The organism is Streptomyces cinnamoneus (assembly GCF_002939475.1).
Taxonomy (GTDB): Bacteria; Actinomycetota; Actinomycetes; order Streptomycetales; family Streptomycetaceae; genus Streptomyces; species Streptomyces cinnamoneus_A.
This window is the reverse complement of record NZ_PKFQ01000001.1, coordinates 5719795-5733939: the sequence shown is the minus strand read 5'-3', so window position 1 is coordinate 5733939 and position 14145 is coordinate 5719795. Positions and strand designations below refer to the sequence as shown.

General features: G+C 72.3%; 14 protein-coding genes and 1 pseudogene. 4 read left to right on the top strand and 11 right to left on the bottom strand.

The genetic code is table 11. The annotated features are described in order from the left end of the window. Nucleotides 1-58 precede the first annotated feature (58 nt). Together CYQ11_RS25485 and CYQ11_RS25480 are read right to left on the bottom strand one after the other, a co-directional pair. Nucleotides 59-985 (bottom strand): glutamate ABC transporter substrate-binding protein, encoded by a 927-nt coding sequence (locus tag CYQ11_RS25485; RefSeq protein WP_099202892.1) that lies wholly within the window; start codon nucleotides 983-985, stop codon nucleotides 59-61. Nucleotides 986-999: 14 nt separating this feature from the next. Continuing rightward, a complete protein-coding gene (locus tag CYQ11_RS25480; RefSeq protein WP_099202651.1) occupies nucleotides 1000-1743 on the bottom strand; it encodes an amino acid ABC transporter ATP-binding protein in 744 nt (247 codons plus the stop codon). Between the two features lie 194 nt (nucleotides 1744-1937). Here CYQ11_RS25480 and CYQ11_RS25475 point away from each other — a divergent pair, with 194 nt between their 5' ends. Further along, nucleotides 1938-3146 (top strand): IS701 family transposase, encoded by a 1209-nt coding sequence (locus CYQ11_RS25475; protein WP_099198813.1) that lies wholly within the window; start codon nucleotides 1938-1940, stop codon nucleotides 3144-3146. A gap of 237 nt (nucleotides 3147-3383) precedes the next feature. Further along, nucleotides 3384-4175, top strand: a complete 792-nt coding sequence (locus CYQ11_RS25470) for a GntR family transcriptional regulator (RefSeq protein WP_099202650.1) — start codon at nucleotides 3384-3386, stop codon at nucleotides 4173-4175. A gap of 37 nt (nucleotides 4176-4212) precedes the next feature. On the opposite strand, the gene CYQ11_RS25465 is transcribed toward CYQ11_RS25470, so the two are convergent. After that, nucleotides 4213-4656, bottom strand: a complete 444-nt coding sequence (locus CYQ11_RS25465) for a DUF6278 family protein (RefSeq protein ID WP_099202649.1) — start codon at nucleotides 4654-4656, stop codon at nucleotides 4213-4215. A gap of 148 nt (nucleotides 4657-4804) precedes the next feature. Between CYQ11_RS25465 and CYQ11_RS25460 the strand changes: the two genes are divergently transcribed. Next, nucleotides 4805-6637, top strand: coding sequence for an SGNH/GDSL hydrolase family protein (locus CYQ11_RS25460; protein ID WP_099202648.1), 1833 nt, complete (start codon nucleotides 4805-4807; stop codon nucleotides 6635-6637). Nucleotides 6638-6721: 84 nt separating this feature from the next. On the opposite strand, the gene CYQ11_RS25455 is transcribed toward CYQ11_RS25460, so the two are convergent. From CYQ11_RS25455 to CYQ11_RS25425, 8 genes and pseudogenes are all read right to left on the bottom strand, one after another. Next, nucleotides 6722-7501, bottom strand: coding sequence for an exodeoxyribonuclease III (locus tag CYQ11_RS25455; RefSeq protein ID WP_099202647.1), 780 nt, complete (start codon nucleotides 7499-7501; stop codon nucleotides 6722-6724). A 41-nt stretch (nucleotides 7502-7542) separates the two neighbouring features. Beyond that, a complete protein-coding gene (locus tag CYQ11_RS25450) occupies nucleotides 7543-8187 on the bottom strand; it encodes an MBL fold metallo-hydrolase (RefSeq protein WP_099202646.1) in 645 nt (214 codons plus the stop codon). A 26-nt stretch (nucleotides 8188-8213) separates the two neighbouring features. Then, on the bottom strand, nucleotides 8214-8987 hold the full coding sequence (locus CYQ11_RS29855) for a carboxymuconolactone decarboxylase family protein (RefSeq protein ID WP_240003725.1): 774 nt from the start codon (nucleotides 8985-8987) through the stop codon (nucleotides 8214-8216). 39 nt (nucleotides 8988-9026) lie between these two features. After that, a pseudogene (locus CYQ11_RS25445) lies at nucleotides 9027-9974 on the bottom strand (alpha/beta fold hydrolase); the annotation flags it as partial. A gap of 94 nt (nucleotides 9975-10068) precedes the next feature. After that, nucleotides 10069-10377 carry a tyrosine-type recombinase/integrase gene (locus CYQ11_RS25440; RefSeq protein WP_099202645.1) on the bottom strand — a complete coding sequence of 103 codons (309 nt, stop codon included), beginning with the start codon at nucleotides 10375-10377 and terminating at the stop codon, nucleotides 10069-10071. Between the two features lie 56 nt (nucleotides 10378-10433). Next, nucleotides 10434-11233, bottom strand: a protein-coding gene (locus CYQ11_RS25435; RefSeq protein WP_181143884.1) for an IS5 family transposase whose coding sequence is annotated in 2 segments (ribosomal slippage) — nucleotides 10434-10894 and nucleotides 10894-11233 — 801 coding nt in all. Because the reading frame shifts where the segments join, the coding sequence is not laid out codon by codon here. Nucleotides 11234-11443: 210 nt separating this feature from the next. Further along, nucleotides 11444-12361 carry a HAMP domain-containing sensor histidine kinase gene (locus tag CYQ11_RS25430; RefSeq protein ID WP_181143784.1) on the bottom strand — a complete coding sequence of 306 codons (918 nt, stop codon included), beginning with the start codon at nucleotides 12359-12361 and terminating at the stop codon, nucleotides 11444-11446. 552 nt (nucleotides 12362-12913) lie between these two features. After that, a complete protein-coding gene (locus CYQ11_RS25425; RefSeq protein ID WP_099202642.1) occupies nucleotides 12914-13591 on the bottom strand; it encodes a response regulator transcription factor in 678 nt (225 codons plus the stop codon). A 185-nt stretch (nucleotides 13592-13776) separates the two neighbouring features. On the opposite strand from CYQ11_RS25425, the gene CYQ11_RS25420 reads away from it, so the two are divergent. Continuing rightward, on the top strand, nucleotides 13777-14127 hold the full coding sequence (locus tag CYQ11_RS25420; protein ID WP_099202641.1) for a hypothetical protein: 351 nt from the start codon (nucleotides 13777-13779) through the stop codon (nucleotides 14125-14127). Nucleotides 14128-14145 lie beyond the last annotated feature (18 nt).

Below are 14145 nucleotides of genomic sequence, written 5' to 3'. Positions count from 1 at the left end.
GTGGCGAGCGGGCCGGACGGCCGGGGTGCTTCCTTCGGGGGATCGCGGCACGGTGTCCTCAGCTCGCCGGGTAGCGGTCGATCGCGGGAGGCTGCGGTGCGGGCACCCCCGAGAGGCCGAGGGTCGCGTCGTAGGCCTTCTTCCAGTCGCCGTTCTTCTCGTGTGCGGCGAGGGCGTCGTCGAGGGCGAAGCGCAGGGCGGTGTCCCCGCGCGGCACGCCGATGCCGTAGGGCTCCTTGGAGAAGGGCTGTCCGACGACCTTGAGCTCGTCGGGAGCCTTGGCGGCGAAGCCCATGAGGATGGTGTTGTCGGTGGTGACGGCGGACACCTGGAGGCTGAGGAGGTTGTCCACGCAGATCGAGTAGGTGTCGTAGGCGACCGCGTGGATCTTGGGATAGTCCCGCTGGATCCGCTGGAGCGGTGTGGAACCCGACGCCGAGCAGACGCGCTGGCCGGCGAGGTCCTGGGGCCCCTCGACGCCCTTCTGGTCCTTGCGGACGAGCAGCGACTGGCCGGCCATGAAGTACGGCCCGGCGAAGCCGACCTGTTTCTTGCGCAGGTCGTTGATGGTGTAGGTGCCGACGTAGTAGTCGATCTGGCCGTTCTGCAGGGCGGTTTCGCGGTTGGCGGAGGCGATGGTGCGGAAGGAGAGCGTCTTGGGGTCGAAGCCCAGGGAGGCGGACAGCATCTTGGCGATCTCGATGTCGAAGCCCGAGTAGCGGCCGGTCGCCGGGTCCTTCTCGCCCAGGTACGGCTGGTCCTCCTTGGCGCCGACGACGAGGTGTCCCCGGCGCCTGGCGCCGCGCCAGGTGGGAGAGTCGGGCAGCTGGAAGCCGGTGGCGACCTGGTAGACGGGGAGCTGTTCGGGCTTGGGGCCCTTGACCGGCGGGCTGCCCTCCTTGCCGCAGGCTGCGGCGAGCAGGGCGAGGCCGGCGAGCGCGAGGGCGGCGGCCGCGCGGGGGCCGCGGCGGTGCGGGAGACTCATGTGCGCGGTCACCCTCAGTGCTTGAGGATCTTGGAGAGGAAGTCCTTGGCCCGCTCGCTCCGGGGGGCGGTGAAGAACTCCTCCGGGGTGCGGTCCTCGACGATGCGTCCGTCCGCCATGAAGACGACCCGGTTGGCGGCGGAGCGGGCGAAGCCCATCTCGTGGGTGACGACGACCATCGTGCTGCCCTCCCGGGCGAGCTGCTGCATGACCTCCAGCACCTCGGTGATCATCTCCGGGTCGAGGGCCGAGGTCGGCTCGTCGAAGAGCAGCGCCTTGGGGTCCATGGCCAGCGCGCGGGCGATGGCGACGCGCTGCTGCTGACCGCCCGAGAGCTGGGCGGGGTACTTCTCGGCGTGGGCGAGCAGACCGACCCGTTCGAGCAGTTCGCGCGAGCGGCGGTCGGCCTCCTCCCTGCTGCGCCTGCGGACCTTGATCTGGGCGAGGGAGACGTTGGCGAGCACCGTCTTGTGCGCGAAGAGGTTGAAGGACTGGAAGACCATGCCGACCTCGGCGCGGAGCCGGGCGAGCGCCCGGCCCTCGTCGGGCAGCGGCCGCCCGTCGAGGGTGATGGTGCCGGACTCGACGGGTTCGAGGCGGTTGATGGTCCGGCACAGCGTGGACTTGCCGGAGCCCGAGGGGCCGATGACGACGACCACCTCCCCGCGCCCGACGGTGAGGTTGATGTCCCGCAGCACGTGGAGTTTTCCGTAGTACTTATTGACATCACGTAGTTCGATCAACGGATCGACGGCCATGGCAGCCCTACCCACTCGCTCTCGGCGCTCTCACGGTCGCCGGAAGCTATTCCGCATCGCCACGGGACTTCACCACTGACACGCCTGCCGACGGGGATTGAGCCGGATCGGGTAGGCATTGGCCGCCATTTGCCCTAGTAGTGCTTTGTTAGGTGGCCCTTGTCGTGGTGGGTGGGCGGTAGTTCGCTGGCTGTATGAGGGCTGGGGAGCTTGCCGCGGTGCGGGGCCGGTTAGAGGAGTTCGTGTCGGATGTGTTCGCGCCGTTGGTGCGGCGGGATCAGCGGGCGAAGGGCGGGTTGTATCTGCGGGGGCTGCTGCTGGACGGCCGCAGGAAGTCGATGCAGCCGATGGCTGAGCGGCTTGGTGTCGATCATCAGCAGCTGCAGCAGTTCATGACGTCTTCGACCTGGCAGGTCGAGCAGGTGCGGGCCCGGCTGGCGTGGAGGGCTGTGGCCGTGGTCCGGCCGCAGGTATGGGTGGTGGACGACACCGGTTTCCCCAAGGACGGCCGTTTCTCGCCCGGGGTCGCCCGGCAGTACTCCGGCACTTTGGGCAAGGTCGGCAACTGCCAGATCGGTGTCAGCGTCCATGCCGCCTCCGGGGAGGCCTCGTGCCCGCTGTCCTGGCGCCTGTTCCTGCCCGCTGCCTGGGACGGTCCCGACGCGCAGGTCCGCAGGCAGGCCTGCCGGATCCCCGGCAGCGAGCGTCACCGGGCCAAGTGGCAGCTGGCCCTGGACATGCTCGACGAACTCGCCGGCTGCGGGCTGCGGCCTGCTGTCCTGGTCGCGGACACCGGCTACGGCGCGAACGCCGATTTCCGTCACGGTCTGGACGAACGCGGCCTGGCCTGGGTACTCCAGGTCAAGGGCGAGATGACCGCCCACGGCCAGGACGCGGTGCCGCACCAGCGTGAATACGGCGGGCTCGGCCCCAGGCCACTGCCCCGCTATCGCACCCGGCCGGTGTCATTGCGCGAGCATGTGCTGGCCGCAGGTCGCAGCCGTGGGCGGACCGTGACCTGGCGCAAGGGATCGAAAGCGGCAATGAGCTCGCATTTCGTGTTCCTGCGCGTCCGGCTCGCGGGCCGTCGCCCGAAGCCGGCTGCCGACGGCACCATCCCCTTGTCCTGGCTGATCGCCCAATGGCCCGAGGGCGAAAGCGAACCAGTGAAGTACTGGATCTCGAACCTGCCGGCCGACCTCCCCGCCAAGGATCTGATCCGTCTGGCGAAAGCCCGGTGGCGGATCGAGCATGACTACCGCGAGCTGAAAACAGCCCTGGGCCTGGACCACTTCGAGGGCCGCTCGTTCGCCGGCTGGCACCGGCACGTCACCCTCGTCACTGCCGCCCATCTGTTCCTGACCGAACAGCGGACACACCCAAAAGCCCCTGCCAGGGCCTGACCCTCTACCAGGCCCTGGACCTCCTCCAGCAGCTCATCGCCACCTGGACCGGAACCTGCCCCACCTGCCGACAGACCGTCCCATGGCAGCCCTACGACACCACCTAACAAAGCACTACTAGGCGGTGTCCGATGGATCAGCACCGATCCGCCGGACACCCCTAGGTACACAGAGGCCGCCTGGGTACCTAGCCTGTGGGGCCGGATGGGTGACACCCCAGGGGGAAGGGAGCCCGGTGTGGGCGACAGCAGGCCTGTGTACCTGCGCATCGCGGACGACCTGCGGCGGCGCATCGACGAGGGCGGGCTCGCCGTGGGCGAGCGCATCCCCTCCCGTTCCGAGCTCAAACGCACCTACGCGGCCAGCGATCAGACCGTGGACCGCGCCGTGCGCGTGCTGAAGGCCGCGGGGTACGCGGAGGGCCAGTTCGGGCGCGGGGTCTTCGTCACCGACCGGGCCCCGCTGGGCAGCCTGCTGCGCTCGACCGGCGCGGTCGACTCGCCCTTCGCCGCGGAGGTGCTGGGCTACGGCGCCCGGCCCGCCGGTGCCGGGGAGCGGCCCGGCAAGGGCCGGGAGACCGCGCTGACGTGGGAGGCGTCCTCCAGCGAGACCCCGGCGCCGGCACCGATCGCCGAGCGCCTCGGCATCGACGCGGGCGAGCCGGTGCTGTGCACCCAGTACGAGTACCTGGCCAACCGGCATCCCGTGCAACTCGCCACCAGCTGGGAGCCGCTGACCATCACCGAGGGCACCGACGTGGTGCTGCCCGAGCGCGGGCCCTACGCCCGGCGCGGGGTGCGCGGGCGGCTGGCGGCCATCGGCATCCGGGTCGTACGGGCCCGGGAGCTGGTCGGCTCGCGGCCGGCCACCACACCCGAGGCGGAGGCGCTGGGCTGCACGGCGGGCCAGTGCGTCACCGTCGTCGAGCGGACCCATTTCGACGGCGACGACCGGGCGGTGGAGACCTCCGACATCGTGGTCCGAGCGGACCGCTGGCGCCTGGAGTACAGCATCCCGTTCACGAGCTGACCGGCGGGGCGCGGCGTGCCGCCGCCGTCCTCGGACGTCAGTTCTCGGCCACCTCCGCGTACAGCTGCGACAGCTGCGGGGCGCCGTCCGCCGCCCACGCCTGGCCCGCCTCGACCACGTCGATCTCCCGGCCGCTGGCCAGCCGGACCACCGGCTGGCCGTCCGCCGCCCGCACCCACCAGCCCGCCCCCGGCACCGTCCGGACGACGGCCGTGCCCAGGTACAGGCCCGCGTCGTTACCGAGCCAGGGAACCAGCTCCGGGTCCTCACGCCAGCGCGGCTGCAGCTGGTCCAGTGCCTCCAGGGACGACGGCGAGTCGTCGAGCGCGACACCGGCCGACTGCGCGTGCGCGCGCAGCAGTTCGCACTCCGACAGCAGCTCGGCCAGGCCCTCCGGGTCCCGTTCGGCCCCCCGGGGCGACGCCAGGCCCCGCGCCGCTTCGTGCCGCTTGCGCCAGCTGTCCAAGAAGGGAATGTTCATACTGGCCAGGATCTCACTCCCACGGATGGCCCCACCACAGCCACGCTGCCTCCGACGTGGCCGGTCGGCCTCCTTGACGTCGCCCGGGCGTCTCCTTAGCTTCATCCCGCCCCTGACAGAGCTGGGAACGCTGGGAGGCATGACACGCATGCTCCGGATCACGAAGCTCGGGACGCGACACGGCAGAAGACACAGACGGTGGACCGTCAGCGGTGCCCTGGCGGCGGGGGCGGCATGCGCCCTCACCCTCACGGGCACGCCCGCACAGGCCGACACCGACGCACCGCGCAGAGAGCCGCTCCCCCTGGAGCGGCTCTTCGACAACCGGGCGGTCAGCGACGACGACCGCCCCCGGGCCGCCGACTTCGACGGCGCGGGCGGCTCGCTGTCCGCCCAGGACCTGGTCAGGGCCGGCTGGACGGCCGGCCGGGCCCTGGACGTCGACGCCTCCCGCCTCCAGCTGCCCCGCTGGGCGCCCGGCCGGCCCGACAACGTCCGGGCCGACGGGCAGGCGGTGCGGCTGGGCGGCCGCGGCGAGGCCCTGTCCTTCCTGGTGGCCGGAACGGGCGGCGACGCGAGCGGCACCGGAGTCGTCCGCTACCGCGACGGGTCGGCCAGTACGTACACCCTCACCGCGCCCGACTGGCGCCGCGGCCCCCTCACCACCAAGGCCGTGGGCCTGCCCCACCGCAACACCCCCGACGGCCAACGGTCCGAGACCACCCGCCTGTACGCGGTCACGGTCCCGGTCGCGCGCGGCCGGGACGTCACCTCCGTGGTCCTGCCGAAGGCTCCCGGCCGGGACGTCGCCCTGCACGTCTTCGCGCTGTCCCTGCGCGCTCCCTCGAACGGATGGACCGGCAGCTGGGCGGCGTCCACGTCCGGGTACGCCGCCGTGGGACCGTGGACCGACCGGACGCTGCGGCTGATCGTGCACAGCAGCGCGGGCGGGCCCCGCACCAGGATCCGGCTGGAGAACACCTTCGCCCCGAGCACCCTGCGCATCGGCCACGCCAGCGTGGCGGTGCAGCGCGGTGACGGCGCGACGGCGGCCGGCCGGCCCGTGCCACTGGCCTTCGGGGGCCGGGCGGGGACCGAGATCCCGGCGGGTGCCCAGCGGTTCAGCGACCCCGTGGACTTCTCCGTGCCTCCGGACACCAACCTGCTGGTGAGCATCCACCTGCCGGGCACCGTACGGGCACTGCCGGTGCACAGCTACAGCAACCAGGTCTCGTACATGAGCGCGGACGGCGCCGGCGACCGGACGGCCGAGCGGGGCGCCGGGGCGTACTCCCAGCGGCTGGGCAACTGGCCGCTGCTGACCGGCGTCGACGTCGCCGGCGGGCCCGGGTCGGTGGTGACGCTGGGCGACTCGATCACCGACGGCGAGGCGTCCGCCCCCGGCACCAACGGCCGGTGGCCCGACCTGCTGGCCCGGCGGCTGCGCGCGCAGCACACGGTGCCCCGCTTCGGCGTGCTCAACCACGGGATCTCCGGGAACCGCGTGGCGACCGACCGCTACCAGGGTGAGGGCACCAGCACCGTGATGAGCGGGGTCAGCGCCGGGCACCGGCTGGAGCGCGACGTGCTGTCCCAGACCTCGGCCCGCACCGTCATCGTCTTCGAGGGCGTCAACGACATCCGCGCCGGCACCAAGGCCGACGAGGTCGTCGCCGTCCTCCGCTCGATCGCCGAACGCGCCCACCAGCGCGGCATCCGGGTCGTGGCCGCCACCATCGCGCCGTGCGGCGGCTTCTACGACTGCACCAAGGAGGCCGACGACGCGCGCGTGGCCATCAACCGCCACATCCGCACCGCGAGGGGGCTCTACGACGCCGTCTTCGACTTCGACGCGGCGATCCGCGACCCCGAGCATCCGGAACGGATGCTGCCGCGCTACGACGCCGGGGACCACCTGCATCCCAATGACGCCGGGATGCGGGTCTTCAGCGAGACGGTCGACCTCAGGAAACTGGTCTGAGGACCGGCCGCGACGGATCGTGACCGCCCCGGGGCCGGCGTCGAGCCCGCTCCGGGGCGGCACCCCGCACAGGGCGCTCCGGTCTCAGACGTCCAGGTCGACGACGACCGGGGCGTGGTCCGAGGCGCCCTTGCCCTTGCGCTCCTCGCGGTCGACGTAGGCGTCCTGGCGCGCCTTGGCGAAGGGGGCGTTGCCGTAGACGAGGTCGATGCGCATGCCCCGGTTCTTCGGGAAGCACAGCTGGCGGTAGTCCCAGTAGGTGTAGGGACGGTCGTACTTCAGAGGGCGGGGCACGACGTCCGACAGGCCGGCGTCGCGCAGGGCGCCGAGGGCCGCGCGCTCGGCCGGGGTGACGTGCGTGGCGCCCTCGAAGACCGAGGGGTCGTAGACGTCCTCGTCGGTGGGCGCGACGTTGAAATCGCCGAGCACGGCGAAGGGCCGCTCGCCCGCCGCGTCCACGGCGACGGCGTCGCGCAGCGACTCCAGCCAGTGGAGCTTGTAGGCGTAGTGGTCGTGACCGACCTCGCGGCCGTTGGGCACGTAGACCGACCAGACCCGGACGGGCCCGCAGGTCGCCGAGACGGCGCGCGGCTCCTGCGAGCCGTCGTAGTCGGGTCCACCCGGCAGGCCCTTGACCACGTCGGCGAGGCCCACGCGGGAGATGACGGCCACGCCGTTCCACCGGCCGTCGGCGTTGACCGCGGCCTCATAGCCCAGCGCGCGCAGCTCCTCGAACGGGAAGGCGTCCTCACCGCACTTCGTCTCCTGTATGCACAGCACGTCCGTGCCGCTGCTCTCCAGCCAGGCGAGCAGCCGCGGCAGACGGGCGGTGATCGAGTTCACGTTCCAGGTGGCGATGCGCATGCGGCCACCCTAACGGCCGGGTCGGACACTCACCCCGACCGTCACAGCTCGACGCTCTCCCCGGCCGCCATCCGGGAGTGGTCCGCCCCGGCCACGCCCGGGCCGTCCGGCCCCAGCATCCGGTCGTAGACGGGCCGGGCCAGGTCGGCGAGCAGCCCGTCGTGGATGTCGATCGCGCGCCGGGGCTTGATCTCGCGCACGTAGTCGATGATCTCGGAGACCTTGTTCCAGGGGGCCATGACCGGCACCATCAGGGTCTCGACCGGCTGCCCCGGCAGGGTCAGCGCGTCACCGGGGTGGAAGACCGAACCGTCCACGAGGTAGCCGACATTGGTGATCCGCGGAATGTCCGGGTGGATCACGGCGTGCATCTGACCGTGCACCTGGACGTCGAAGCCGGCCGCGGTGAACGCGTCGCCCTCCCCGACCGTGTGCACGCGGCCGGGGAAGGCCGCCGAGACCTTCTCGGCGACGCTGCGCAGGGTCCACAGCTCGGCGGCCGGATTGGCCTCCAGGGCGGCCCGCAGCCGGTCCTCGTCGAAGTGGTCCAGGTGCTCGTGCGTGACGAGCACGGCGTCGGCCCCGACGGCCGCGTCCCGCTCGCTGAACGCGCCGGGGTCGATGACGAGCGTGCGGCCGTCCTTCTCCAGGCGGACGCAGGCATGACTGTGCTTGGTCAACTTCATGCCCCCATCCTGCTACGCCGGGGGCGCTACGTCTGCGGGTCGTGCCCGTCCCGTGCGTCGCGCTCCTCCGCGACGACGCGTCCGGCGACGGCGAAGGCCGCCCGGGCGGCGGGCAGGCCGCAGTGCAGGGAGCACTGAAGCAACGTTTCTTTGATCTCGCCCGGGGTGACTCCGCCGCGCAGGGCGGCGCGTGTGTGCTCGGCCAGCTCGTCGAGGTGGCCGCCGACGGTGAGGGCGGTCAGGGCGACGAGGAACCGGGCACGCCGGTCGAGGCCGGGGCGCGCCCACGTGTCGCCCCAGGCGACGCGGGTGGCGAAGTCCTCGAAGTCGGCGGTGAACGCGCGGTGGCCGCCGGAGGCGGCGGGGGCGGCGTCTCCCAGCACCTCGCGACGGAGCCGGGCGCCGGCGGCGAGGGCGTCCGTGGGGCCGGTGCGGCCGGTGTGGTCGGGGCGGCCGGCGGGGTCGGTGGTGTCGGTGCCGCCGGCGTGATCGGCGTGGTCGGGGGGAAGAGCGCCGGGAACGCCCGGGGTGGTCGTGCCACCGAACACCGGCGAGCCGGAGGCCGTGCCCGCGTACGGGTTGCCGCCCACGGGCGGCCCGAAACCGGGATGCGGCTCGGTGCCCTCGCCGACGGGAGCCGCCGCCGTCGCCGGGTCCGGCGCGGTCCCGACCGAGGACACGGGTGCCCCGGCGGCGGCGAACGGAACCGGGGCGGCGCCGGGAGCGGGGGTACCGGGGGTGGCGGTGGCCGCTGCCGGGAAGCCGGGGACGGCGGAAGCCGCCGGGGAGTCGCCGGGCATGGCCGTAGCCGACGCAGGTGCGCCAGGCACCGAGCCACCCGGCTCGGCGGAAACCGGCGCGAAGACGCTGGGGCCCACGGGGGCCGACGGGGCACCGGGCACGGGGACGCCGGGCATGGCCGTAGCCGACGCGGGGACGCCGGGCGACGGGACACCGGGGGCGGGGGATCCGGCGGATACGCCGGGTGCCGACGGGGTGCCGGGGGGCGTCGCCCACGGCGCGTTGAAGTGACGGACCAGCAGGTCCGTGACGGCCACGGGCTGCTCCACCGGCGCCAGGTGCCGGGCCGCCGGCACCATGGCGAGCCGGGCGTCGGGGATCCCCGCCACCAGCTCCCGGGCGTCCGCCGGCGAGGTCACCTGGTCGTCGGCGCCCACGATGACCAGCGTGGGCACCGCGATGCGGCCCAGTCCGGCGCGGGCGTCGAAGGCGGCGAGCGCCTCACAGGCGGCCGCGTAGCAGGGCAGGTCCGTCGTCCGGACCATCTGCACGGCCCAGTCCACGATGGCGGGCTGGGCGCCGCCGAAGAGCGGGGTGAACCACCGCTCCGGAGCGGAACGGGCGACCGGCTCCAGGCCGTTCGCCCGGACGTCGGCGGCACGCGGCACCCAGGTGGTGTCCGCGGCGTGAGCGGCCGAGCCGATCAGGGCGAGCGAGGCGAGCCGGTGCGGGTGCCGCAGGGCCAGGTCGACGCCGATCGCGCCGGAGACGCAGGCGCCGGCGTAGGCGAAGCGCTCGACGCCGAGCCCGTCGAGCGTGGCCAGCAACCGGTCGGCGAGGTCACCGGCGGTGGCGGCGGGCCGGGCGGGGGCGCCGCCGTGACCCGGCAGGTCGAAGCGCAGGACGCGCCAGTGCCGGATCAGCTCCGGTATCTGCCGGTCCCACATGTGCCATGTGGTACCCAACGCCGGCCCCAGTACCAGGACTGGGGCGTCTTCTGGCCCGTCAGAGCGGTATTGCAGGGTGTTCGCCGGTGTCTCAGTCACCCGCCAGACCCTCTCATCTGTCACGAGAAGTCACATCGCCGGGGTCTGCTGGCCATGCGGCTCGGCAAGTCGCTCGACTGGTGGAGCGCACGGCTCACGCTTGCCCCTCCACCGCAACCCCGTGCAGGCCATCCCACGTGGTGGCGGCTCCGCGGAGGTCCTCTACGTCCGGCTTGACGTACCACTTCTTGGTCGTCTTCACATTCGTATGCCCGGCCCATCGCGCGAGGATGTGGTCCGGCACACCGTTGTTGGCCAGGAAGGTGAAGCACGACGAGCGTGCGTCGTAGAGCCTGACGCGACGGAGGCCGAGAAGCTCCATGAGCCGGTACGCGCACCGACGAAGCTGCTTAATCGTGAAAGCATCTCCCGCCTCATGCACCAGCACGTAGCCTGACGCCACGTACGCCTCCCCCAGAGCGAGCCTCTCCTCGGCCTGGAGAGCCCTAAGAAGTCATCTCATTTGGCAAGCCTGCGGTAGCAGATGAGGATGCAGGCGATGCTGGTGAAGGCGAGGAAGTGTTCGGCTTTGCGCTCGTAGCGGCGGTGCAGTCGGCGGCATCCGGCAAGCCAGGACATCGTGCGTTCTACGGTCCAGCGGTGACGGCCCAGGCGGGACGAGGACTCGATGCCCTTGCGGGCGATGCGATGCCTGATGCCCCGCCCGCGTAACCATCGCCTCAGGTGGTCGTAGTCGTACCCCTTGTCGCCGTGGAGCTTTCCCGGTCTGCGCCGTCGGCGTCCGCGCCGGGAGCGGATCGGCGGTATCCCCTTCACCAGAGGGATCAGTGCCTGGCTGTCGTGCAGGTTCGCCCCCGAGATCCCGACGGACAGGGGCAGACCGGTCCGCTCGGTGATCAGATGGATCTCCGAGCCGTACTTACCCCGGTCTACAGGATTCGGGCCTGTCAGATCCCCTTTTTCAGGGCCCGCATGTTCACCGAGTCGATCGCGCAGCGGGACCAGTCCAGCTCGCCGCGGGCACCGAGCTCGTCGAGGACCAGGCGGTGGAGTTTTGCCCAGACCCTGGCCTTCGACCACTCCGTGAACCGCCGGTGGGCGGTGGCACCCGAAGGCCCGAACGAGGCAGAGGGCAGTTGCTGCCACGTGCAGCCCGACGTCGCCACGAACAAGATCGCAGCCAGCACCTCCCGGTCGCCGTGCCGACGCCGGCCGCCACCTTGCGGACGAGTCGGCGCCTCTGGCACCACCCGCTGGAACAACTCCCACAGCTCATCCGGCACCAGCCGCTCTACGATCCCCACACCCGCAGACTACCGAACGAGCCAAATGAGACGACCTCTAAGAACGGCCGATTATCACCTGCAAGGCATGCGCAGCAAAGCTGGGAGCCGCCCCTGGCGCAAACGTCGCCGCGCACGCCGACCGGCTCCCGCGGCATGTTTGGAGATCAGGTGGCCGGCTGACGCCTGACGTGCACCGCAACCTCCCCATGGCACGCCCGGCCCTCACCCGCCTCGACGCGCTCCTCGACCGGTCCAGGTCGGCGAGCCGCTCCGTGAGATCCTCTGGAGCCCTGTCGGCTCGCATACTTCCGGGCGTCCGGCGAGTGGAAGGCGCACGAGGAGGCGGGCCCCCGGGGAGTTGTCCTCGACGTGGACGGTGCCACGGTGGGCGGTCACGATGTCGTGGACGATGGCCAGGCCGAGCCCGGAGCCTCCCGCGTCGCGCGCGCGGGCCGCGTCGAGGCGGGTGAACCGGTCGAAGACCCGTTCGCGGTCGGCGGCGGGGATGCCGGGGCCGTCGTCGGCGACGACGAGTTCGGCCGTCCCCTCGAGGGTATGGAGCCCGACGTCGACCTGATGCCTTGCGTGCCGGGCGGCGTTGTCCAGGAGGTTGCGTACGACGCGGGAGAGTGCGTTGGCGTCGCCGATGACTCTGGCCGCGCCGACCGCTGATTGGTCGACGACGATGTGCGGTCTCTCCGGGCGGATGCGGCGGACCTCGGTGAAGACGACGTCGTCCAGGTCCACGGGGTCCTGGCGGTAGGCCGGTCGGGCGTCGAGGCGGGCCAGCTGCACGAGATCGTCGATCAGCCGGGACAGGCGCCAGGTCTCCGCCGCCAGATCGGGTGCGAGAGCGTCCCACCGCGTCGTTCCGGGGTGCTGGAGCGCCACTTCCAGCTGGGCGCGCAGGCTGCTCACCGGGCTGCGGAGCTCGTGGGCGGCGTCCGCGATGAACCGGCGCTGCTGCCGGCCCGCGGTGTCGAGACGAGCCAGCAGGTCGTTGAGTGTCGCGGCGAGGCGGCCGAGTTCGTCCCGTGCGGGTGGGACGTCGAGCCGCCGGCCGAGGTCGGACGCGGGGATGTCGGCCGCCTGCGCCCGCAGCAGCTCGACCGGCCGCAGCGCCCCCCCAGCAGCACCCATCCGACGGTGGTCAGCAGCGCGACGGCCACGGGCACGCCCATGGTGAAAGCGGTGGTGAGCTGGGCCAGACCGCGGTCCACACTCGTGGTGGGCAGGGCCACGTACACGGTGAGGGGGCCGCGCCCCGGCCCGGCGGGCAGGGCCACGGCACGCCATGTCGCTTCCTGTCCGAGGGGCAGGCCGTGCACGCTGCGGGCGCGAGGCTCACCGGACCCGCTCGCGGGGAAGGAGAACAGGCGCGGCTCGCCCTCGAGGTTCGCCGAACTCGCCTGTACCCGCCCACGGTTGTCGACCACTTGGACGGCGGTGCTCCCGTCTTCCGACCCGGGGAGGGAGCCGGAGGGCTTCCCCGAGGTCAGCGCGGCGGCGACGACCGAGGCGCGCTGGGTGGCCGTCTGGTCGAGCTGACGGATGAGGCCGGCGTGCAGCCAGGCGCCCAGCAGCACCCCAGCACCGGCCAGGCCCGCGGCGATCACCAGCGCGGCGGCCGCGGTCAGGCGCAGGCGCAGCGAGCACCCGGCCCACCAGCGCGCGAACGACCTGCCCATCGGGTCACTTCCCCGTGCCGAGCAGCCGGTAGCCGGCACCCCGTACGGTCTCGATCGTCCGGCGGCCGAACGGGGCGTCGATCTTGCGGCGCAGGTAGCCGACGTAGACCTCGACGATGTTGGTGTCGCCGTCGAAGTTCTCGTCCCAGACGTGGGTGAGGATGCCGGTCTTGCCGACCACCTCGTCCCGGTGCCGCATCAGGAACTCCAGCAGCGCGAACTCCCTTGCCGTCAGGGGGATCTCCTGGCCGGCGCGCTCGCACCGGCGGCGTGCCGGGTCGAGGGTGAGGTCACCGGCGGCCAGGACGGCCGGGCGGGGCGGAGCGCCGCGTCGCAGCAGCGCCCGGAGGTGGGCGACCAGGACGATGTACGAGCACGGCTTGCGCAGATAGTCATCGGCTCCCAGATCGAGCGCGTCGGCCTCGTCGTACTCGCCGTCCTTCGCGGTCAGCATCAGCACCGGCGTCCACACCCGCGCCGCCCGCAGCCGTCTGATCACTTCGTATCCGGAGAGCCCGGGCAGCAGGATGTCGAGCACGATGGCGTCGTACGGCTCGTTCACCGCGTTCCACAGGCCGTCCGTGCCGTCATGGACGACGTCGACGGCGAAACCCTCCTGGCCGAGCCCGCGCGCGACCGCCGCGGCGAGCCCGCGTTCGTCCTCGATCACCAGCACGCGCATGGCCGCCTCACCTGCCACTCTACGACGCCGCCACCGTAGAGCCGGTCGCATGAGAGGAGGCTGAGAACCCAGCGCGGGGAGGACGGCCCGGTCAGGTCCTCAGCGTCCTCTCAGCACCCGCGGCACAAGCTGGAGTCGTTCCGGGAACGCAGACCGCACGTCCCTTCGGCCGAGAGGAGAAGCACATGACACACCTCCGACGCAGGATCGCGCTCCTGGCGGGGGCGGTCCTGGTGGCGGGAGCCGGGGCCACGGGCGCCGCACTGGCCACGTCCCACACGGCGGCTCCGTCCGCGCCCGTCACGCACACCATGCCCGCGCCCAGGGCTTCGGACCCGGCCGATCCGGGCGAGGACAGCACCGGACCGGACCGGGACAACGTCCAGCAGGGTGACCAGACCGCTCCCGACACCGGTCGGGCGGGGCAGGAACAGGAACGCCGGGGTGAGGCTCCGGAGAACGGGGTCTCCGACGGTTCCGGCGGGCACGCCGATCCCTCCGGCACGGTCGATCACCGGTTCACCGGGGAGGAGTGACCGGCAGCGCAGGGGCCG